Origin of the sequence: Leptolyngbya sp. GGD, from assembly GCF_026735145.1 — a bacterium.
GTDB classification, from domain to species: Bacteria; Cyanobacteriota; Cyanobacteriia; order Leptolyngbyales; family Leptolyngbyaceae; genus Leptolyngbya; species Leptolyngbya boryana.
In genome coordinates this window covers 1,576,090-1,598,353 of sequence record NZ_JAPQKE010000001.1, presented here as the reverse complement: position 1 = coordinate 1,598,353, position 22,264 = coordinate 1,576,090, and the positions used below count along the sequence as shown (strand labels likewise).

Below are 22,264 nucleotides of genomic sequence, written 5' to 3'. Positions count from 1 at the left end.
ATGATTCGTCTTCAACTTCTTTCTATGATGCCAACCCGATTTATCAAATCGCTGTTTCTCTTCACACTCGCGATCGCTCTTACGGCTACGATTATCCATCCTGGATTGAGCCAGACTCCAGCCCGAAACATTATCCGCCTAGGAAGCCAAGGGGCAGATGTCACCGAATTGCAAAGTACCTTAAAGCTATTGGGCTATTATGGCGGCTCGGTCAATGGTGTATTTGATGAAAGCACTGCTCAAGCCGTCCGACGCTTTCAACAAGTCGCTGGACTGGATGCAGATGGCATTGTTGGCGCTGCGACCTGGAATCGCTTATTTCCCTCCAATGAACCTGTCGCGCCCCCAGCGAATCCTGATCCCACTGCGCCACGTCGGGTTGAAACTACTGCACCCGCTTCCACCGAGTTTCCAATTTTAAGACGCGGAGCCACGGGTGAAAGTGTGCGGGGATTGCAGAGTCGATTAAGAGCGATCGGCGTTTATGACGGTGAAGTCGATGGGGTCTTTGGAGCCGGAACCGAGGAAGCGGTAAAAGCGGCACAGCAGAAGTTTGGACTCGAAGCGGATGGTATTGTCGGCGGCGCAACTTGGGCAGCGATTTTGCGGTAGGTTGAGAGAAATATTGCGATCGGTAACATGGAGTGAACTTTAGTAAAACAGGTGCGCGACTCGGGGACGAGGATGCTACTTTATATTCAAGACACAAGAGAAGTTCAAACCCTTCTCCCAAGCCGATTAAAGCCCGTGTCTCCCGCTTTAATCCCTCGCAAATCCTGAAAGATATTTCACCGATCGAACTTCACCTTAGTCTCAACTGCACTCAAGATTCTCACTTCAATTCCGCTTTATTTGAGTCGCAAATTTGAACTAGCGAAAACTACAGCCTGGTTCGGCTGATTCGGGGAGATTGTTGATTAGACTGTTTGCGATTTTGTCCACCTTATTTGTTGTTTGTTCGATACACCTTGACAACTTAAGTGACCACCATTTTTTCAGGGTTTGGCGACTTGCCAGACCCTTTGACATGTTTACCGCAGTTCAGCTTCGCGCGTTTCTAGCTGTTCACTACAAATAAAGCTGGTAGAGAGTGATCCGCGTCTGGGTTCTCCCCATCTCCCCACTTCCCCAGGGCTTTTTCATAAATTACTTTTAAAACATTCTCTCGGGCTAGAGCTTCACCAACATGAGAGGCGATCACCCGAGATGTTTCAATCGACTAGCACGACAGGACTCCGTACTAACGAGTCTTAATATCTGAGATAGCATTGCGCGCAACTCCTGCGATCGCGGCATCTGAGGCTTTCGGCAAATGATGATATTTTCCGCCTGCTTGCTTCGCCAACTCTTTCGCGAATCCAGTTGAGATAAATTTATTCTCGGTGTCAATGACGAGCAACTGAATCCCCAAGGCGCGAATTTTTGCGGCAAGCTCTAACAGTTCACCTTTGATGTCCGGCTTTTCACCTTCGGGCAAAGTTTCACCGAGCGATCGCGCCAGCGGAATATTGCCTCGACCATCGGTAATTGCCACAATCACGACTTGTCCAATATCGCCGGACTGTTTTGCATTCAATCCGACTCGAACTGCCTGGGTTAAGCCATGTGCTAAGGGAGAACCGCCGCCGCACGGTAAGCGATCGAGTCTGCGTTTTGCGGCTTCAATCGATCTCGTTGGCGGTAATAAGACCTCAGCTTGCTCACCTCGGAAGGGAATCAGCGAAATTTGATCTCGGTTCTGATATGCCTCGGTGAGTAAGCGCAATACTGCACCTTTGGCAGCATTCATCCGATTCAGTGCCATTGAGCCAGACGCATCGACCACGAATACAATCAAGGCTCCAGCCTTTCGAGCCAGTCGTTTCGCCCGAATGTCACTTTCTTCAACGAAGACTCGCTTACGACCGGGTAGGACTTGATCCGCGCGTTGTCTTCTCGATCGCTGATAAGGAGCCGCAGTTCTCAAAGTCGCATCGACGGCAATCCGACGCACTTTGCCTTTGGGCAACATCGGTTTGATATATCTGCCTCGATCTTCTGAGAATACGATCGTGCGACTTCCCGATTTTCCTTGCCGTGTTGCCATTTGAGCAAAATAGAGCACTTCAGGATCGAGAATTACTCCTTCAGGATCAAACACGAACTCTTCGGGAATGTTCGGTGTGTCTTGTTCGGGTTGATCTTCCGATTCGTCTTCTGGATCGTCTTGGTCTTCTTGCTGGTCTTGCTCTTGATCCGACTGATCTTGAGGCGGGGGAGGGGGAGGAGGCGCTTCTTCAGGGGGAGCTTGTTGAACGATCGTCGATCGCGGAATGATCACTAATTCAACTGCTTTTCTCAAATCTTCAGCATTTACAGCAGTGCGCCCGTCTAAAGCGGCATGAGCTTTTGCCACTCTTAGAGCAAACAATTCGGCTCGATGCCCTTGCACACCGCCTCGCACGGCTTCAGTGACTAAATATTCAATTTGCTCTGCACTAATCTGCACATCTTTCAGCCATTCGCGAGCCAAAATAATCTGCGTTTTCAGTGCGTCAATGTCTTCGGTGTACTGCGTTAAGAAAGCCTGAGGCGAATCAGAATAGCGGGTGGCTTGTTCGACGGCTTGAATGCGATCGTCTAATCCCAACACCATGTCGGCTGAAAGTGAGATAGCAATGCGATCGAGTAAATGCTCTCTTAAATTTCCTTCTTCCGGGTTGTAGGTTGCAATCAGCAAAGGTCGGCAAGGATGTTGAAAGCTAATGCCTTCGCGCTCAATCTGATTGCGCCCATCGGTCAGAACAGAGAGCAATAAATTAGAGATTTGATCATCTAATAAATTAATTTCATCGACGTACAATACGCCTCGATTTGCTTCAGCCAACAACCCAGGCTGAAAAACCGTTTCACCTTGCTTAATTGATTGGCTGACATCAACTGAACCGAGCAACCGATCTTCAGTGACCCCCAAAGGAATCTGCACAAAGGGTGCGCGAATAATTTCAGTCGGCACTTCTTCAGTGCTGCCGTATTTCTCCAGCGTAAGATCATCCCACTCGGAGATCGCATTAGGTTCACAGTTACTAATCGAATCTTGAACCACTTCGATCGGGGGCAATAAGGCATGAATCGCGCGTGCCATGACGGATTTTGCTGTGCCGCGTCGTCCAGCAATCACCACGCCACCTAAGCCTGGATCAACCGCTGCCAGCAGCAGCGCTAATTTGATCGCTTCCTGCCCGACAACGGCAGCAAGAGGAAAAGCAGTCACTTGGGAGTCGATCGTAGAAGGCATTGAAATTTCGGATATTTATCTTGATCCACAATACCAAGATCCGGGAAGTTACGCGAACTCGCCCGGTCAGGTAATCCGATCAGGTGAAGTCCTAGATCGCGAAACTTTTTATAGTGAATCGAGAAGGACTGCCCCGAAGCAAGGGCTAAGAGCCTCCTGGAAATCGTAAAGACTGTTCGTCATTGCACGACAACTGCTCGTACAGTGATCTGTACACAAATCAAGAAAATACCTCTTTACAGCAGCGACATCATGTCGCTGCTTTTTTTGGGCACACTGATTGAATGTTTCCTGCTTTCTCCGATCGTCGAATGACTCATCCTGCAAATGCTGATGCGATCGAAAACGTTCTCGACAAGCTACCGCCCGAAGCAAAACAGTGGGCGGAAAGTTTGCCGTGGAATCAGCGACGCTATGTGCTTTCGCTCTGTCACTTGCTGTGTGCAGCTTCGCCAGAGGTGCAAGCTGAATTTTTAGATGAATATACGGCAAATGGACTAATTTCTAAGCTGATCGAAAATCATGAGATTCGGCAGAAAGTCAAAAATAATCTCGATCGCTTTCACATTACCACTGAGCTATCTGAACGCTTATTAAGAGGATATATTCGACAGTTCTATATTCATTCTGCTCAAGATGCGAGAAGGCAACCGGAATTAATTTTAGAATCAGCACTCCGTGTCGTCGTCAGTACTGAAGAAAGAAATAATATTTTTAACTATGTTCTAGGCTTTGAATTGGTTAAATTATTGTTTCGGATGAGCTGGTTACAACACGAAAGACTTTACAGATTGCAACATAATCAAGAAGAATTTATCACACTGTATTTAAAACCAATTCAGCGCACTCATCGGCTTAATCAGATCATTGTGCCAAGAGACGAAAAGCTCTTTTTTGCCCGCCGTGACTACTTTGTCGAGCGACCCAGTATATCAGATAAAAAATTGATAGAACTCGCGATCGCAACGTTTACAACTGAAGCAATTATCCAGTTTGGCTTCTCTGTTATTCGGCATCCGGATGCAGTCGTATTTGATCATGATTATATTTTCAATCGCGATTCTGAAGCAGTTTTCCCCTACTGAAAACTGTAAAGAAATTTGAATTCAAATATCACTGTAAATTCGACTGTTCAGTCTCCAGATAGACGAAATCGTTTGCCAAAAGAAATTAATCTCAAACCTATCAGGATCACTCTCATACTTCTCATAAAGCAACAGAGTTGGTGATCGTCATTCTGGAATTTTATTCGGTTGAAATTCAGCTTATTTTTGGTGCTGCACTTTGCTGCGGGGTCAATTTTTTACTGTGAGGATGACTTGTGAAACTTCATTTATTAACCTGTGCTGTTACTGTTAGTTCACTTCTTGTTTCAGCCATTAGTGTTCGTGCTGCGGAAACCCCTAATCTTGTTGCTCAAATTCCCCCAATCGTTCCTGCAAATCCTCAAACCATTGACAATAATGCAGGACAAGTGACCTCGGTTTCGCAGTTATCGGATGTTCGACCGACGGATTGGGCTTTTCAGGCTTTGCAGTCTTTAGTCGAACGCTATGGCTGTATTGCGGGATATCCCGATCGCACGTATCGCGGCAATCGGGCTTTGACCCGATTTGAGTTCGCGGCAGGATTGAATGCTTGTCTCGATCGCGTCAACGAGCTAATCGCAGCTTCAACGGCAGATTTAGTCAAGAAAGAAGACCTCGCAACGCTGCAAAGGCTTCAGCAAGAATTTGCAACTGAACTTGCAACCTTGCGCGGACGAGTCGATGCATTGGAAGCTCGTACTGGGACGTTAGAAAGGCAACAATTCTCAACGACCACAAAACTTCAAGGTGAAGTGATCATTGCCGCTTCCAGTGTAGTCAGTGGAGACAATGCCAATGGAACCGAAGCCGAGCGAAATCCAACGCTTGGTTATCGAGTGCGGTTGAATCTCAATACCAGCTTTTCTGGGCGAGATTTGCTCACGACTCGAATTCAGGCAAACAACATTACGCCCTTGGGGCAGACGACTCAAGATGCCACGAGTCCGACCGGAGTGCGCGGCTTAGGAGTACTCGGTACGAACATGGGGCGACTAGAGTTTGATGGAGATAGTGGTGGGTCAGCGAGTATTGCACTCCTCCGCTACCGCTTCCCATTGACAGAGAGCACGGATGTCTATTTAGCAGCAACCGGAAATGGCTTTGTAGACTTGGATGCGTCTTCACAGCTTAATCCTTACTTTGATGGCGGTGCAGTCTCCCTGTTTGGCTTGCGGAATCCGATCTACAACTATTCGGGCGGAGCAGGGATTGGTGTGCGTCAAAGGATTGGGACAGCGGCTGAGGTCAACTTAGGCTATCTCGTTCCGAATGCTTCGATTCCCACTGATAAAAACGGCTTGTTTAATGGTCAATATGGGGCGCTGGCGCAGTTGATCCTTAACTTGAGTCCAAGTTCACGGATTGGGTTTACTTACATCAATGCGTATGCTCCATTTGGTGCGAATCTTCAGCCGGATGATCCGTTTAACCTGAGTGCAACGGGAAGTAATCTCGCAAATAGTAACTTCGATAGTGCGGTGAGTATCAACGCCTATGGAATTTCTGGAAACTTCCAGGTGTCACCGAAGTTTGCGCTAGGTGGATGGGTTGGCTATGCCAATCATAATTATATTGGGCGCGGGCGTGGAGATGTTTGGAACTGGGCGGTGACTTTGGCGTTCCCTGACTTGTTTAAGCAGGGCAATTTGGGAGGCTTATTGGTTGGACAAGAGCCAAAATTGACGCGGAGTGATTTAGGATTTCGCGATCGCGATACTTCTCTGCACTTAGAAGCGTTCTACCGCTATCGCATCAATGACAACATTTCGATCACACCCGGTGTGATCTGGGTGACGAATCCAGACTACAACGAGAACAATAACGATGCGGTGATTGGTGTTGTTCGGACAGTTTTCTCTTTTTAGTAGATCTCAAACTAGGAGCAGAGAGTGCTCCTAGTTTTGACCTTTAGGACACACAGCTATGAACGTAATTCTCAAAGCAACTTCTAAATTTCTTCCTTTACTCGGTCTGTTGTTTTTTTCAGCTTGCAGCAATTCAAATACACCCACTGCAAATAATGCGCCCGCAACTTCAGCCAGCTTCACTGCTGCGAAAGGCTGTAAAAACATTGGAATTCTTTTGCCTGAATCAGATTCTTCAGCGCGCTATGAAGCATACGATCGTCCTTTGTTAGAGCGGGAAATCAAGAAGGTCTTGCCTGACGCAACCATTCAATATGCCAATGCGAATAACAATGCAGACACTCAACAAAATCAAGCGGATGCAGCTTTGACCAAAGGCGCTTGTATTCTCGTTGTTGATCCCAATGACAGTGAGAAAGCATCTGCGATCGTGCAAAAAGCAAAAGCCAGTCAGGTTCCAGTGATTGCATACGATCGCTTAATTCAAGATCCAGATGTGGCTTACTATGTCTCATTCGACAATGTACGAGTCGGTGAACTGCAAGGACAGTACATTGCTGATCAGTATCGCAAGGGAGCTTACGGCTTAAAGCGCGGCGCGAATCTAGTCATGATCAATGGTTCACAAACGGATAGCAATGCGTTGCAGTTCCGAGAAGGAGCATTGAAAGCTTTGCAGCCATTAGTTGATAGTAAAGACTTAAATTTGGTGTTTGATCAATACACGCCGAACTGGGATAGTGCGAGAGCGCAATCATTGATGGAAGGGGTGTTGACGCAGCAAAAGAACAATGTTCAAGCGGCTTATGTTGCCAATGATGGTTTAGCCAATACGGTCATTGCGGCATTGAGAGCGCAGAAGCTAGATGGCAAAGTGCTAGTCACAGGTCAGGATGCAACTTTGACGGGCATTCAGAATATTCTGACAGGCGATCAGGCGATGACGATTTATAAGCCGATCGCAAAAGAAGCGGAGGCAACGGCGCAATTAGTTGCGGCTTTGAGCAATGGCACTGATCCAGGAAGTTTGGTGAACGGACAGACGAATTTGCAGCAGGGCGGAGGACAAGTGAAATCAGTCTTGCTTGCTCCGATCGCAGTCGATAAGACGAATGTTCAGCAGACAGTTTTTGCAGATGGATTCTTGAAGAAGGAGCAGGTCTGCAATGGGCTAAATGGGGATACAACTGGACTTTGTAGAAGTTAAAAGCTGAGATCCTCGGAAGTTGGAGTTTTTTCAGAACTCCAACTTCTCGTTTACATAGAATTCTTGCAACTACAACATCTCTATGAGTAACTCAGTTTTATCAACACAATCAGAAGCGTCTTCAAGCTCAACTCGACCGACGCTAGAACTCCGCAACATCTGCAAATCTTTTGGAGGGGTACAAGCTCTCAAGAATGTCGATTTTGAAGTCTATGCGGGCGAAGTCGTGGGTTTAGTTGGCGATAACGGGGCAGGAAAGTCTACGCTCGTGAAAACCATGTCAGGCGCTTATGTGCCGGATTCGGGTGAAATTTTTCTCAACGGAGAGCGAGTCTCGATCGCTTCTCCTCAAGATGCGACCCGTCTCGGCATCGAAACGGTTTATCAAGACCTCGCGCTCTGTGACAATCTCGATGTGGTTGGCAATCTCTGGTTAGGGCGTGAAGCCTATCGCTGGTTGATTCCAGGCGTTCTCAAGGTTCTCGATGAGACTGAAATGGAGCGCCGCACGATCGAGGTTCTCAAACTCCTGGATGTGAAAATTCCATCGGTTCGCCGTCCGGTTGCTGCCTTATCAGGTGGACAACGGCAATGTATTGCAGTCGCGAAAACGATTCTGCGATCGCCGAAAGTTGTTCTCCTCGACGAACCGACCGCAGCTTTAGGCGTGGCTCAAACTCGCCAAGTCCTCAACTTGATCCAACGGCTCAAACAACAAGGCTTAGCAGTCGTCGTTATTTCGCATAACTTACATGATGTCTTTGAAGTCTGCGATCGCGTGATTGTCATGCGGTTAGGACAACGAAGTGCAACGTTTGACATTCAGAGTTCTACATCAGAGCAAGTTGTTGCTGCCATCACAGGCGCAGAATATCGCGATCCTCAACCCGAAATATTATGAAAACAGATGCGAACGATCGATCTTCAGTGAATGCTGAAATGAGCGATCCACAAAGTTCTCGACCAAAATTTACTTTAAGTTCTCTGATGCGGGGTGATCTAGGATTTATCCCCGTTCTCGTTACGCTTGCATTGATCACGCTATATTTTCAACTTACAACGAGTGGCATCTTTCTCCAAGCTCGGAATCTGACGAATCTGACTCAGCAGATTGTTGTAATTAGTATTCTCAGTACTGCTGCTGTTTTAGTGCTTTTGCTCGGCGAGATTGATTTGAGCCTAGCAGCCGTCGCACAAGCTTGTGCAGCAATCATGGCGACGCTTTCGGTCTATCAAAACTGGGGTGCAATTCCGTCGATTTTAGCCGCGTTAGTCGCAGGTGCAATCATTGGGTTAGTCAACGGCTTTTTTATTGCAATTCTGCGCGTCCCGTCGTTTATTGTGACCCTAGCAGGATCGATTGGATATGCTGGATTCTTGCTATTAGTTCTAGGGCGACAAACCACGCTGATTGTTCGTGATCCTGTGATCCGATCGCTGGCTCCAACTTATTTAAATCCGGTTTTAGGTTGGGGGATTCCGATTGTGCTCGCGGCACTTTATGCGATCGGGGTGTGGTATGAACGGCGGAAACGGCTGCAAGCAGGATTGCCTGTGAAACGATCTCCAACTCTTTTAGCTCAAGTTGCGGCAATTTTCGCGATCGTATTTCTGATCGTGTTCTTGTTCCAGACTTATCAAGGTGTGCCGCAATCGGTGATGATTTCGCTTGGGATTGTTGTTGCGCTCTGGCTAGTTCTGAGAAAAACGCTGTTTGGTCGGCATCTTTATGCAGTCGGTGGTAATGAAGAAGCGGCAAGACGGGCGGGCATTAATGTCATTGGCATGAAGATGGCAGTCTTTACATTGGCATCGATGCTAGCAGCAGTCGCCGGAATTATGCTGACTTCACGGAGTACAGCAGTCGCGACTCAGATTAGTGCAACGTTATTGTTAAATGCGATCGCGGCAGCAGTCATTGGTGGGGTTAGTTTATTCGGCGGTCGCGGCTCAGTCTGGGCAGTCATTTTAGGCGCGCTCGTGATTGGAAGTTTGGATAATGGACTAGATTTGCTCAACCAAGATCAGAGTGTAAAGAATATTGTTCAGGGAATTGTGCTAGTTCTAGCAGTAACAGCAGATGCGTTGGTGCGTCGATCGAATCCGATACGAGGCAAATAGCGCTTAGACCAAAAGCTTGGTTCGTGAATTTCAAGCGATATCGATCTATAGCAATCCTGTTTGATTTGTAAGATCTTGCAATTTGGGGGAATAGGGAAAATACTTCCCCATTCCCCCATTCCCCTATTCCCCCAACCGATTTAAGACTGCAATAGCCAAATGCTCGATAGAGCACATCCGAATGCTGATTCCGAAACATCGAGAACTTTGCAATCGCCCTAAATAAGAAATAAAAAAGAGCCTACAGACTGCAAGCTCTCTAATCTTTGAGTAAACGAAATCAAGCTAACTAACCTAACAGGTAGGCAGAGCGAAGTGCCCATAAAATTAGCACGCCGATACTGCCGAGAATAAGAGCCGCAGAAATAGCAATCACAAGCGGACTGTCTGCGCCCTCGAACTTCATAATCCCACGATTTAGGTCTGACATGAGTGCAACACTCCGTAACGTTTAGTAAAAGGTCGATGATTTTCCTTTAGGGTAATTCACAGATTTTTCTGTACCCTTCTTTCCCAAGCATTATTTTATCTTTCTGCTCAAATAAGTTTAAATAATCTCCGAATCTTAACCGAATTTTTGCATCAATTTTGCACTCAGCGGTCAAGATGGTAGGGCAAATCACACACTGCCCCGGAATGACTTGGCTCAGCATCACGATCGCGCTTCTGACCACCGTTCTCATCCTGCTCGAAATCGCCCTGAGACTTTTCTTTGGTTTTGGCGATCCGCTGCTTTATGTCGCTGATCCTGAGATTGGCTATCTGCTCGCTCCGAATCAGTCGGTCAAGCGGTTTGGCAACCGGATCGAGACGAATCAATTTTCCATGCGATCGCCAAATTTCGCCCCGAAACCTGAAGCGAAACGAATTTTACTGCTTGGAGATTCGATCATTAACGGCGGCTGGTGGACAGATCAAAAAGATGTCATTTCCGAACTCATGCAGCGATCGTCGGCTGCGAATGGCAAACTTGAAGTTCTAAACGCTTCCGCAAATTCCTGGTCGCCTCGGAATGAATTAGCGTATCTCAAACGATTCGGAACTTTCAATGCAGAAGTAATTATTTTAGTCATCAATACCGACGATTTATTTGGAACGCAGCCCACCTCTTTAGGAGTCGGACGCGATCGCAACTATCCCGATCGCAAACCGATGAGTGCAATTCAAGAAGTCCTCGATCGATACCTTTTACCTGCGCCCGCCATGCCCGAAGCATTCAAAAAAATCCAGGCTGAAGGCGGCGATCGCGTCGGCTTAATCTTAGATGCGATTCGAGGAATTCGCGACCTTGCACATCGCAACAATGCAAAATTCGTCTTAGCAATGACCCCGTTGTTGAGAGAATTAACACCGCCAGGTTCGCGAGATTATGAAATTGTTGCCCGAAAACGATTAATGGATATGACTCAAACTGAGCAAATTAAGTACATTGATTTCCTAACGATCTTTGCAGGCGCAGCAAAATCAGCTCCCCCAGAAACACTTTATCGAGATCACATTCATTTAAGTCAAGGTGGGAATCAGATCGTCAGTGAATGGCTACTTCAAGCAATTTAATCGATCTTTTCGATGATCTTCGGCAAGCTTGAGGAATGTTCTTGATCGATCGTGAATTTAGTACAGCAAGGTTTCAGAGGTTTGAAGAATGGCTCTATTAGGGATTGATATTTCGGCTTATCAAGAAGATGTCAACTGGGCAACGGTTGCGAGCCAAAGCGTCTTTTATGGATTTGCGAAAGCGACAGAAGGTGTCACTAGTCGCGATGAGAAGTTCGCCCGAAATTGGGCAGGAATGCGATCGGTCGGAATTGTCCGCGGAGCATATCACTTCTTTCGTCCGGGTCGAGATCCCGCTCAGCAAGCCGATAACTTTTTGAAAACAGTGCAAACGATCGAAGATTTCGATTTACCTCCAGTCCTCGATTTAGAGATCAATGATGGACAGAGTGCAAGTGTGGTCATCGATCGAGCGTTGAAATGGTTAGAAATCATTGAAGCGAAAACAGGACGCAAACCGATTCTCTACACTTATCCTTCGTTCTGGGAAGATAAACTTGGCAATACCGCCAGATTCTCGGAATACCCACTGTGGATCGCAAACTTTGGGACACCTGGAAGACCGTATATTCCTTCAGCTTGGAAGCTTTGGGTATTTCATCAATATTCGGAATCTGGAACTCTACGCGGCATTGTTGGAAATGTCGATCTCAATCAATTTAATGGGGATTTAGATGGACTGCAAAAGCTGTTGAAAGGTCGCATTCCGTTAAGACAAGGCTGTGAGGGCAATGTCGTTCAAGAAATGCAATCTTTACTGAAAGCTCAAGGCTTTGACCTAGGCACACCAGATGGAGATTTTGGACCCAAAACGAAAGCGCAGGTTGTTGCTTTTCAGAAAGCAAAGAGCTTACTCACTGATGGCATTGTTGGAGCGGCGACTTGGAGTGCGCTGCAAAAAACTAGCCCAAGCGTTCCTCCTGCACCGCTGCCCATCGATTTAATCAATGTCTGTAAATCCTACCGAGGTGCAGCTCATCAAGATTCATCTTTGAGATGGTTACAGAGTCAAATTCCGAAATCGACCTTGGATGAGTTTGCTAGACGGTGGAGGCAGCCATAGAATCTACCCGCAGTACTAGGGTGAATTACTCAAGAGCCAGCGCGATCGTCATCAGTCATTGAAACAAAGAATCCTTGCCAAACGATAGAACTGGCAAGGATTAATCTTTGGCTGCTAGAAGTTTTTTTCGTCTGTTTCTTGTTGCCAACAGCGTTCTAATAGACGAACTTCTGACTGTTCCCAACAGCGTTCAAGTTTCTGTACTCGATTCACATGCCGGAACTTCTCAAAGCTCCAAATAAACGGGCGCTCGGAATCGAATAAATGTTGATTGAGATAGTCCCACCAGGGGAAATGGTTGAAGGAATTCATGCGATGTGTGAGTAAGCGAGGGGGCAGAAAATCGGACAGTCACCTATCCAAGGGATGAGATTGAGAAACTGCTCCCCAGTATGGCACCTCAAAATATTGTTTGACTAAAAGAAAGCGTTAAGATGTCAGGGTTTTATTGCTTTCTTAAGCAGATTTTGATTGCACGAATTCTCGCTTACCATAGTAAAGTTACGATCGCTAAACTTGGACAAGTTGGCTAGTTGCTACAACGGTTTCACGTGCCCATGCGTCCGCAGCTAGAATCTCTTCAAGCGTTGGGGTTGAGCGGTTTTGAGTGGTGTAACGATCGCAGGTTGCTTCAATCAAGCGCGGAATGTCCAAGAAGCCAATTTTTTCTTCTAAAAAGAGTGCGACTGCTTGTTCATTGGCTGCATTCAAGACCGCAGGCATACAGCCACCTGCTCGACCTGCTGCATAAGCAAGCTTCATGCAAGGATACTTCGCGTGATCCGGCGCACGGAAGGTTAAGGTTCCGAGCTTCACGAGATCTAAGCGTTCCCAGTTGGTCGGAACGCGATCGGGATAAGACAAGGAATACAACAAAGGCAAGCGCATATCTGCCCACCCCAGTTGAGCTAACACCGAAGTATCTTGCAACTCAATCAAAGAGTGAATAATGCTCTGTGGATGAATCACAATTTCGATATCGTCATAGTCCACGCCGAATAGATAATGAGCTTCGATCACTTCTAAGCCTTTGTTCATCAGCGTGGCAGAATCGATCGTGATTTTGCGTCCCATTGACCAATTCGGGTGTTTGAGCGCATCTGCAACCGTGACCGATGCGAGCTTTTCCACGGGCAAATCGCGGAACGAACCACCTGAAGCGGTAAGAATAATTTTTCTCAGACCTCCCTCAGGTACACCTTGCAAACATTGGAAGATGGCAGAATGTTCTGAATCCGCAGGCAGCATCTTCACGCCATGTTTTTTCATCAAGGGCAGCACCACAGGCGCGCCTGCAATGATGGTTTCTTTGTTGGCTAAGGCAATGTTTTTCCCGGCTGCGATCGCGGCTAGAGTCGGCAACAATCCCGCACATCCCACAATCCCGCTCACAACTGATTCTGCATCGCCGTAGCGCGCCACATCCACCACTCCAGATTCGCCAGATAAGATAATCGGCTGTGGAGTCAAGTCCGCGATCGCGTCTTTCAATTCGGTCAATTTGCTCTCATCACAAATCGCAACAATTTCGGGACGAAAAGTGCGAATTTGTTGGGCAAAGAGTTCGACATTCCGCCCGGCCGCCATTCCGACAATGCGAAACTGATCGGGATGCTCGGATACGATATCCAGCGTTTGTGTCCCGATCGATCCGGTTGAACCAAGGAGGGTGATTGCTTTCACGGGTTAGTTGTTTGACACTTCATTCCGTATTTTACGGGCTTACGGGGATCAAAGGAAAATTCAAACCCTGACGATACGACTGACAGAAATCCTCAGCCTCGTCTTGCTTCCCTAAAAAAAAGAGTGAGGCAGAAAACTCACCTCACTCTTCATCACAATTCTGACCAATCTGTTTTTAAGCAGCTAAGTTCTGAGCGACAAAATCCCAGTTGACCAAATTATCCAAGAAGTTCTTGATGAAGGCAGGACGTGCATTTTGGAAATCCAAGTAGTAAGCGTGTTCCCAAACATCCAACGTCAACAAAGGCTTTTGACCATGCACCAGAGGATTCTCTGCATTCGGAGTTTTGGTCACTTTTAGCGTACCGCCATCGTCTACCAACCATGCCCAACCACTGCCAAATTGAGTTGCAGCCGCATTGCTAAACTCTTCTTTGAACTTGTCAAGGCTACCGAATGCAGCATCGATTTTGGCTGCCAGTTCACCTGTCGGTGCGCCACCGCCGCCTGCTTTCAGGCAATTCCAGAAGAAGGTGTGGTTCCAAACTTGAGCCGCATTGTTAAATACGCCCACTTTCGAGGAATCCCCAAACGACTGTTTGATCACATCTTCTAGCGATAGGCTTTCCATCGGCGTTCCTTCTACCAACTTATTCAAGTTGGTAACGTAAGCTGCATGATGCTTGCCGTAGTGATAATCAAATGTTTCTGCCTTCATGCCATATGGCTCAAGTGCATCTTTTGGAAACGGTAAAGGGGGTTGTGTGAATGCCATGTGTCCAGTTCCTCTCTAGATCTAAAATCTGCCGTCGATTGCGGGGCAGAAACATTACTTAACCCTGAAAATTCTATCTCAAAAGCGAGGGGGCAAGGTTAGAATCACACCGAAAACCAAAAAAGCCCTGTCCACTAGGCATGGACGAGGGCAATAAATCAGGGTGCATCTACCATTCCTTCTTCCTAGAATTTACGCTTGTTCTCCGGAGACTCTGGGTGGGAATACTTAAAGATGAGACAAAGTTTTCTTGAACTTTCAGTAACGTTTAAGTAAACGTTCAGTCTACTCGTGGAGTTGTTCGTCAGGATGCCAATGACTTTGCTATCGATCGCGTCAAAATTTGCAATGCTAATAGGTGTGATCGTGTAAATTCAGAATTTTCCCTGACCGATGACGATCATGTGCGGTTATTAGAAATTAGGATCGAATTGTCTTCAGGTGGGGGCAAGTCGAAACCAGTCAGGTTGACGGAGGGTGTCGAGTGAATCAGGAGTTCTACATTTCTGTTACGCCAGTTCGGGGCGATGAATATTTGGTGAGAACAGAGCGCGTCTCACCGGGCGTTCCTTTGGCGGAGGAACTCGTCACTTGGCAAGTCGAAGAGTGGCTCGAACAGGCACGTCAATTGATGCACGATCCGCTGTTGGGAATTCTGCGGGGCAGAATGGGATCGCTCAGTCCATCGGCAACGGGCAGTGATGCCCTTTCTCCAAATTTAGTGGAATTGGGGCAAAAACTCTACAATGCCCTATTTCAAGGAACGATTCGAGATAGCTGGGTAACGGCGCAGGGGATTGCACAAAATCGCCGCGAAGGCTTGAGATTACGATTAGGACTGAAAGGCGATCGCTTGCCGCGTTTGCCCTGGGAAGTGCTGCACGCGGGAGCACGTCCTTTAGCCACGGGAACCGATGTCGTGTTTTCACGCTATCAGGCGGCATTTGCGCCGATGGGGACGATTTTGCAGCCACATCGATCTGCGACGGTAATCGATGCCAATCAGCCGCTGAGAATTCTCATGGTTTTGGCGGCCCCGACGGATCAAGAAGTCTTGGAACTCCGCCGAGAAGCGAATCATTTGCGCGATGAATTGAAAGAAGAGGCAAATGGCAAAATTGACCTGACGATTTTGGATCAGCCTGGACGTGAGCAATTGACGCAAGCGTTGGAGCAAGGGCATTATCAGGTCTTGCATTATGCGGGTCACAGCAATTTAGGTTTGGCAGGCGGAGATTTATATCTCGTCAGCGATCGTACTGGACTGACTGAGGTTCTCAGCGGCGATGATCTGGCTGGATTGCTTGTGAATAATGGCATTCGTATGGCAGTGTTTAATTCTTGCCGAGGGGTTTATACGGCGACCGCTGATCCAACGAATGAAACGGAGTCGAGCAATTTAACCGATGCCTTGCTGAAGCGGGGAATTCCGGCGGTTTTGGCAATGGCAGAACGCATTCCAGACGATGTGGCATTGACGCTTAGCCGCTTGTTTTATCGCAATTTGAAGCAGCGCTATCCGATCGATTTAAGTCTCAGCCGAGCGCGTCAAGGATTGCTGTCATCTTATGGCTCAAATCAGTTGTATTGGGCATTGCCGATCCTTTATCTGCATCCTGATTTTGATGGCTATCTGCAACCGACTGCGCTGCCTTCAATGACGAATGCAGGACCAGAGCCGCAACCCGCAAATTTTGCATTTGATCCCCTCGCGATCGCAAATGATCCCGCTGATTTAGACGAGGCGGAAATGTTGTTTGACGATTTAGAATTTGCTGATCCTGAAGATAGCGATCGTCAAGCGGTGCTCGAATTACTGCAAGAGCTGCATGAGCCAACCGAGAATCCTTTTTCTCAAGCTAGAGCCGCAGAACCATTCTTTGAACCACTCTCAGTGACGACTGACGAATCAACGCTGCAAAATCCCGAGGATTGCCTCGCAGTCGGTCGAATGCGCGCCCAAGCTGAGAATTTGACGGGGGCAATCATTGCGTATGGTCGCGCGATCGAGCTTGATCCGCAATGCGCTGAAGCCTTCAGTGAAATGGGCGTCGTCTTAGAAAAATTAGGCAGTCCAACAGAAGCGATCGTGGCTTACAAGATGGCACTTCAGCATGAGCCGAGTTTGAGCGATGCCCGTCGCAACCTGCAACGACTGGAAACCGCGCACAATTTGGGCAGTGGGAGCAATGGCGGCGCAGTACAACCGTCACCTAATCCCGTTGTGCCTGAACTGCATGTCGAGGATGTGACCTTCGAGGAGCCAATGCCGAATCGGATTTTCGGGGAGATGAAAGCGCCCTCTGCTCCGCGTCCTCGTCGTCCTTGGATTGTGGCTGGTATTTTAGGAACGGCTGTGGCGGCTGTTTTGGGAGTTTGGGGCTTTTCGACTTGGCGCGCTTCGACGACCCCTTCTCCAAGTGAGTTGATTGACAATATCAGCCAGATCAACCAATCTCCAGGCGCAAATGTCAGTCGATCGAACAATCTGGTTGCGACTGCGACGACTGCACTGGCTCAGGGAAATCTGCGTCAGGGACAAGATGCGATCGAAGAGTTGCTGAATAATGGTGAATTAGTGGCTGCGGAGACGGCGATTCAAAATGTTCCTGCCGACAAACGACGCGATAATCCAACCGCGAATTTCCTATTGGGACGAATTGCTTGGCAATCGGTGCAGGCGAGGAAGAGCAATTACAAATTAGATGATGCTCAGCGATTTTTTGAAACCTCGCTGGCAGGGAATCGTACACCTCAGACGCTAAATGCTTTGGGGTTTGTTTACTACGCTCAAGGTAATTTTGGTCGTGCCGGAAGAACTTGGCTCAATGCTGAGAAGCTGGCAGCACAGGCAGGAGATGCAGGCAAACTGGATCGACGTACGGCGTTGGCTGGGTTAGCATTAGTTGCCAATAAAACAGCGCAGTCTCAGACGGGAAATCAGCGCAATCAGCTGAGACAGCAAGCAGTAGCAACCCGCGATCGTTTACTGCGAGAAGCAGGGCAGGACTTTCAAATCAGTGGCTTGAGTAAGAACTGGCTCTGGAGTGAAGCTGCGATCGCCGACTGGAAAGCATTGATTGCTGTGAAATAAAACAGCAAAACTCTCTGTTGTTCGGTTTTTCTCAATCCAAACCGCATTACGCTTGCCGACGGATATCCAACATTTCTGCCAAGCTAGGATCTTGCATTTCCAATGCATTCTCTTGTTCAGAAATAGGGACAGGCGGAGGAGTCGATCGCTTGAACGTTGCTTTCGCAGTTGCTGCAGCTTGTCGAGTTGGAGGCGTTGGGAGATTCGCTTGCGGAATCGGCATCCGAGGTCGGCGTGAACTGGTCATTTCGCGCGATTTTACAGGTTTCGGTTGAATGACGACAGACCTTGCCGGGGTTTTAGGGCTTGATTTCACAGGTCGCAACTGCTTCGCCAGCACGACGGAAGTCAAGGCGCAACTGCCCGCGACGATCGCTAATAGTCCAAATGAGCTGGCAGGAGTCGGGATGTGCGAATTGGCTTGTGGAGCTTTGGCAGTGGCTTGAGGTTTGGGTGTTTCAAGCGGAGCGGAATTGGTGTAGGTCAGTCCCCGAGCAGCGAGCCAGCCAAAGTACAGAATTGCACCCCAAGTTGCAAATAAGCAGATGAAGGGATGGCGTTGGGCAAAGTGCAGCAAGAAGCGAGAAGTCGATCGTTTTGCAGTAGATGGCGGCTTCACAGCTTTTTGACGTGCAGATTGTCTCACAGGGTGTGGGCGGGTGACAGATTTCAGGGTGTTGGATGGATTGCCCATATTGAGTATCTTGCGTTCAACGTCAACAGTCGGTTTGAAATTGTACTACAGAAAATTTCTTTATTTGGCTAATAATGCCCGATTCAGCGATCGCGCGCAACCCATCTAAAGACATAAACTGTATAGTCTTATTCGATCAGAGATGATCCCGTCAGAATGATCTAGGAAACAATAATTAACTTCCACAATCCCGAACCAAGAATCACCAGTGCAAAATGTTGAGGCAGTAAGTTTTGAATGGGTTGTCGCGCAATCTTTTGGGTTAAAAATACGCTGCACCAAAATGATCCAATGAGTGTTACTGCTTGTAAAAATTCAATCACAGCAGGATGAGCAACTGCGATCGGTAATGTTGCAATCAGTTCTGCGTTTCCTCCAAAAGTTGCTGCGGTGACGGGTAAAATTTGTCCAGCTTCGGTTAAGCCTAGATGTAAGTAATGCGCTAGACTCACGCCCAGAACCAGTGGCAGATAGCCATAGGCAAGTTCGAGAAACGGACGCGATCGCCGATTTAACAATCGCAGAATTTGGTGAAAGAGCAGTGAAATTGCTGCGGGAAACATCAGAGCAAGCATTGAAACGATCGTATGAATCCCAAAGTGGTCTAAGTGTAGATTGATGCCGAAAAGTTGTTCAACTTGAGGCAGGCGATGTAAAAAAACGGCTCCAAAGAGAAGAAATAGTAAGCACACTTCCGAATAAGACGGATGATGTGTTGTCCATAGCTCGATTCCAGGTGGACGAAGGTTAAGTTCGACAGATCGATGCGGACAGGCTTTGAGGCAAGTCATACACAATACACAGTCTTTGTTGTCTTGCAGTTGAGCGGGGTGTGAATAGATCGGACAGCCTCCAGTTTCCATGCCTTCGCCTTTTTGAGGACCGCCTTTGTAGCATTGGTAAGTTGTGCAAGTTGCGGAACAGATGCCTTGTTGCGCTCTGAGTTCAATCATAGAAAGCTTTGCAAATAGACCATTCATGCCACCGATCGGGCAAAGATATCGACACCAAAATCGCCGCTCAAATAGCACTGAAAAGATCACGGCTCCGGCTGTGATCAAAAGTAATAGACATCCAGATAAGTAAGCTGTGTTTTCTAAGTTCCAGAGTTCTTCCCATAGCAAAATCAGGGTGAACAGTCCGAACAAAAACCATCCCCCCCACTTTTCGGCAGATTGTCTTGCCCAAGGTTGAAGCTTACGGGGAAAGAGCCAGAGCGAGATTTTTTGTGCGAGTTCTCCATAAATCATAAATGGACAGATTGCACACCAAAGCCTGCCGACAAATGGGAAGGAGATGAGAATCAGCATCCACCACCATGCCCAAAACAGATTTAAAGCAAAGTTGCGATCGCGCGTTTGCGGAGCAGCAAATAGCACAACAACTACGACTGCAAACAATCCCAAAGTAAACCCATAGTTAATCCGATCTGGCCACCAAGAACTTCTGAGAAACTGGCGGAGCTTTGGATAAGCGTTGAGTAGGTTGACTCGAAAGCGTCGATTTTTATCTCCGGCTGACCAGAAGACTTCTTCGGTAAGTTCTCTGCCTTCGGCTTGGGTAATGGCTCGGTTGAGTAAGTTTTCTAACTCTACATAATTGCCTGGAAAGTCATAACCTTGAAGTCGGCGCAATGCTTCTGGAGTAATTTTGGGTTTTGCAATGCCTCGCGATTTTGTTAGTAAACTCAGGTAGTAATCTGCTTGCAGTGCAATGTCTGATTTTCTGACGCGCAAGGGTGGGACTTTGATCACATGCGTAATCAGTTTGCATTTCTCAAGTTGCGGCAGGACTTTTTCTGAAGTCATGATCAACCGCGCTTCATACGATCGCGGTTCGGGTTCGGGTTCTCCTTCGCGCGCGATCGGGGTAAATTGCCCGGTTTTGAGCAGTTGTACGAGCTTTTCTTCAAATTCGGGTGAGATGTCTTCGAGATTGTTCAGCATGAGTGTGCCGCGCCCAATCCAATCGAGCAATCCAGGTTTGCCCACTCGCCCAAAAAGCTCAGCCCCATTCGGTTGCATGGTGTTGCAATTGATTTTGATCAAAGGTTCTTTACGATCGCTGGAACCAAAATGAATCAATGCGGCGGAATTATCTTTTTCCAGTCCCGGTTCTCCGAAAATCAGCACCGAACCGCGATCGCTGGATGCCTTTTTAATTTCCTGTCGCAGTCGGGTTGCATATCGGCTTGTGCCAACAATGCCGCGTTTTACTTTCGGCACAAGGTAAGGTCGCAATGCGATCTGTTTTTCTCGCTCGTATGCGAGTTCTGCTTCGGCTTGTTCGAGTTGGGTTGCCAATTGTCGCGAAATGGCTTGCCCTAGTTCGGGAAATTGTTGAGCGATCGCAATAAATTCTTCGCGTGGAATTGTCCACATCGTGCAATCGTCTAGCGTAATGACGGTTTCTTCTGCGACTTCATCTAAGAGTAATTCTTTGAGATAGACGATCGCGCCTGGAAGCAGGCTAGTTGCTTTGGCAGCACTGGTTTTACTAGTGCGATAGCTCTCTAGATGCCCGTTGTAAAGAATGTAAAGGGCGTTGGGCTGAGTATCTTCGAGTCCGATGCGACGATTTTCTTGAATTTGCTGTTCTTGGATGGCTTGAGCGATCGCGCTAAGCGCTGATTCACTCAAACGTGCAAATTCAGTCCTTTCTTGCAACCATTTCACTCGCTCTGAAACGTTCATGTTTGCCCCTAGCGTGTGTTGATAGAGGATTGATCATAGAACGATCGCATTTCTTCTCACCCGGAGTATGTCTGTTCAGCCCGAAAATGAGAAATTTGTTTACAGCGGGTACAAGATTGAGTGTTGATCATAGAACGCTCTGTGTTTGAGATGGAAATTTGAATCTTTAGGATAAAACGTTCTATCTTTTACGCTCAATGTTGGGACTTTCTACAGAAACATTGATAATTTCTGGGACAATGAAATTCAGGGCTAACAGTCCGAAGTCCGCTAAAGGGACTGAGAACCCTTCAAATTGCTGTTTTAGTCCCTTAAGTAGACTTCCCTGCATTAGCCCCGAATTTCATTCGAGGGCGAGAAAGCAACGCAGCGAGAAAGTCAATGCCGCCAACCCAATCTAACCAGAAACATCGATCGCTCAATCAGCAAAACCGAGAATCTTTGAGCGATCGCTTCTGAAAACCGCATCTAAAAATCAGGATTTGCGATCGCGATTTTGGCGGATTTGCTCCATAACATCCTCGATCGTCACATCTTCAAGTAATTGATTGCGATCGCGTGTGTAATCTCCACTGCCCTGATCAAACTGCTGCAAAAACCGCACCATTCCTACAACTCCCAGTGCATCCCGCAGAGCTTCTAGTCCTTTTCGTCGAAGTTGTAGTGGAGTCAAATCATTCGCGCTCATCACTCGTCACCTCCAAAAGCCACTGCAAAGGATTCGCTACTCTTACTTGTAGCATGTCTCCCATCCGTATTGCCCGTCGTAGAAAACGGTCATCCGTCGTCAACAAAACTGTTACATTTCCCGCTTCAGCACAAGCTAAATGAAACGCATCAAAAGCTCCAAATCCTTGTCTAATCCATTCTTCCACTCGCCGCTCGACAGACCCATCGACAATCACTCGTTGTGCTGCTGCACCTGCGAATGTTTGCACTTGAGCCAAACGATCGGGATCGCGAATCTGCCCAATTTCCGCCTCAACTGCTTCACTTCCTATCAAAGTCCATACCCCGTTTTGACACCGCTCCAAGATGAGTAACACTGCTTCCGCTTCTAATCGAATTCGTTCCTGACGTTGATCATCAAATGGACGATTGAAACAGCAAACATCAAGATAGATAAGAAAACTCATTCAGCGTCTAC

Annotated in this window: 18 protein-coding genes; 9 read left to right on the top strand and 9 right to left on the bottom strand. The window is 47.5% G+C overall.

The genetic code is table 11. The annotated features are described in order from the left end of the window. Nucleotides 1-612, top strand: a complete 612-nt coding sequence (locus tag OU814_RS07510; protein ID WP_190711083.1) for a peptidoglycan-binding domain-containing protein — start codon at nucleotides 1-3, stop codon at nucleotides 610-612. Nucleotides 613-1,240: 628 nt separating this feature from the next. On the opposite strand, the gene bchD is transcribed toward OU814_RS07510, so the two are convergent. Beyond that, complete coding sequence (bchD, locus tag OU814_RS07505; RefSeq protein WP_017289571.1) at nucleotides 1,241-3,277, bottom strand: magnesium chelatase ATPase subunit D; 2,037 nt, start codon at nucleotides 3,275-3,277, stop codon at nucleotides 1,241-1,243. Between the two features lie 284 nt (nucleotides 3,278-3,561). On the opposite strand from bchD, the gene OU814_RS07500 reads away from it, so the two are divergent. The 5 genes from OU814_RS07500 to OU814_RS07480 all read left to right on the top strand — a co-directional run bounded on the left by OU814_RS07500 (nucleotide 3,562) and on the right by OU814_RS07480 (nucleotide 9,558). Then, nucleotides 3,562-4,362 carry a cobyrinic acid a,c-diamide synthase gene (locus OU814_RS07500; RefSeq protein ID WP_239741197.1) on the top strand — a complete coding sequence of 267 codons (801 nt, stop codon included), beginning with the start codon at nucleotides 3,562-3,564 and terminating at the stop codon, nucleotides 4,360-4,362. A gap of 236 nt (nucleotides 4,363-4,598) precedes the next feature. Next, nucleotides 4,599-6,230, top strand: coding sequence for an iron uptake porin (locus OU814_RS07495; protein ID WP_268181634.1), 1,632 nt, complete (start codon nucleotides 4,599-4,601; stop codon nucleotides 6,228-6,230). A 58-nt stretch (nucleotides 6,231-6,288) separates the two neighbouring features. Next, nucleotides 6,289-7,437 carry an ABC transporter substrate-binding protein gene (locus OU814_RS07490; protein WP_268181632.1) on the top strand — a complete coding sequence of 383 codons (1,149 nt, stop codon included), beginning with the start codon at nucleotides 6,289-6,291 and terminating at the stop codon, nucleotides 7,435-7,437. A gap of 82 nt (nucleotides 7,438-7,519) precedes the next feature. Beyond that, complete coding sequence (locus OU814_RS07485; protein ID WP_017289575.1) at nucleotides 7,520-8,338, top strand: ATP-binding cassette domain-containing protein; 819 nt, start codon at nucleotides 7,520-7,522, stop codon at nucleotides 8,336-8,338. Further along, nucleotides 8,335-9,558: a sugar ABC transporter permease gene (locus tag OU814_RS07480; RefSeq protein ID WP_268181629.1), complete on the top strand. Its 1,224-nt coding sequence runs from the start codon at nucleotides 8,335-8,337 to the stop codon at nucleotides 9,556-9,558. Before OU814_RS07485 ends, OU814_RS07480 begins: the two co-directional genes overlap by 4 nt. Before the next feature lie 289 nt (nucleotides 9,559-9,847). Here OU814_RS07480 and OU814_RS07475 read toward each other — a convergent pair whose 3' ends face one another. Beyond that, nucleotides 9,848-9,988, bottom strand: coding sequence for a hypothetical protein (locus tag OU814_RS07475; protein ID WP_026148803.1), 141 nt, complete (start codon nucleotides 9,986-9,988; stop codon nucleotides 9,848-9,850). Nucleotides 9,989-10,194: 206 nt separating this feature from the next. Here OU814_RS07475 and OU814_RS07470 point away from each other — a divergent pair, with 206 nt between their 5' ends. Both OU814_RS07470 and OU814_RS07465 read left to right on the top strand, forming a co-directional pair. Beyond that, on the top strand, nucleotides 10,195-11,115 hold the full coding sequence (locus OU814_RS07470) for an SGNH/GDSL hydrolase family protein (RefSeq protein WP_268181627.1): 921 nt from the start codon (nucleotides 10,195-10,197) through the stop codon (nucleotides 11,113-11,115). 88 nt (nucleotides 11,116-11,203) lie between these two features. Next, nucleotides 11,204-12,178, top strand: coding sequence for a GH25 family lysozyme (locus OU814_RS07465; protein WP_017289580.1), 975 nt, complete (start codon nucleotides 11,204-11,206; stop codon nucleotides 12,176-12,178). Between the two features lie 114 nt (nucleotides 12,179-12,292). Here OU814_RS07465 and OU814_RS07460 read toward each other — a convergent pair whose 3' ends face one another. From OU814_RS07460 to OU814_RS07450, 3 genes are all read right to left on the bottom strand, one after another. Beyond that, nucleotides 12,293-12,490, bottom strand: coding sequence for a hypothetical protein (locus tag OU814_RS07460; protein ID WP_017289581.1), 198 nt, complete (start codon nucleotides 12,488-12,490; stop codon nucleotides 12,293-12,295). 198 nt (nucleotides 12,491-12,688) lie between these two features. Then, a complete protein-coding gene (gene dxr / locus OU814_RS07455; protein ID WP_268181624.1) occupies nucleotides 12,689-13,861 on the bottom strand; it encodes a 1-deoxy-D-xylulose-5-phosphate reductoisomerase in 1,173 nt (390 codons plus the stop codon). 175 nt (nucleotides 13,862-14,036) lie between these two features. Further along, on the bottom strand, nucleotides 14,037-14,636 hold the full coding sequence (locus OU814_RS07450) for a superoxide dismutase (protein WP_017289583.1): 600 nt from the start codon (nucleotides 14,634-14,636) through the stop codon (nucleotides 14,037-14,039). Nucleotides 14,637-15,120: 484 nt separating this feature from the next. Here OU814_RS07450 and OU814_RS07445 point away from each other — a divergent pair, with 484 nt between their 5' ends. Then, nucleotides 15,121-17,730, top strand: coding sequence for a CHAT domain-containing protein (locus OU814_RS07445; RefSeq protein ID WP_268181622.1), 2,610 nt, complete (start codon nucleotides 15,121-15,123; stop codon nucleotides 17,728-17,730). A gap of 46 nt (nucleotides 17,731-17,776) precedes the next feature. Here the strand turns inward: OU814_RS07445 and OU814_RS07440 are convergent, their stop codons facing one another. The 4 genes from OU814_RS07440 to OU814_RS07425 all read right to left on the bottom strand — a co-directional run bounded on the left by OU814_RS07440 (nucleotide 17,777) and on the right by OU814_RS07425 (nucleotide 22,253). Next, nucleotides 17,777-18,424 (bottom strand): hypothetical protein, encoded by a 648-nt coding sequence (locus OU814_RS07440; protein ID WP_190650556.1) that lies wholly within the window; start codon nucleotides 18,422-18,424, stop codon nucleotides 17,777-17,779. Nucleotides 18,425-18,585: 161 nt separating this feature from the next. Next, nucleotides 18,586-21,117 carry a sigma 54-interacting transcriptional regulator gene (locus OU814_RS07435; RefSeq protein WP_268181621.1) on the bottom strand — a complete coding sequence of 844 codons (2,532 nt, stop codon included), beginning with the start codon at nucleotides 21,115-21,117 and terminating at the stop codon, nucleotides 18,586-18,588. A 475-nt stretch (nucleotides 21,118-21,592) separates the two neighbouring features. After that, nucleotides 21,593-21,805 carry a hypothetical protein gene (locus OU814_RS07430; protein WP_268181619.1) on the bottom strand — a complete coding sequence of 71 codons (213 nt, stop codon included), beginning with the start codon at nucleotides 21,803-21,805 and terminating at the stop codon, nucleotides 21,593-21,595. Next, a complete protein-coding gene (locus OU814_RS07425; RefSeq protein WP_268181618.1) occupies nucleotides 21,792-22,253 on the bottom strand; it encodes a PIN domain-containing protein in 462 nt (153 codons plus the stop codon). Before OU814_RS07425 ends, OU814_RS07430 begins: the two co-directional genes overlap by 14 nt. Between the last annotated feature and the right edge of the window lie 11 nt (nucleotides 22,254-22,264).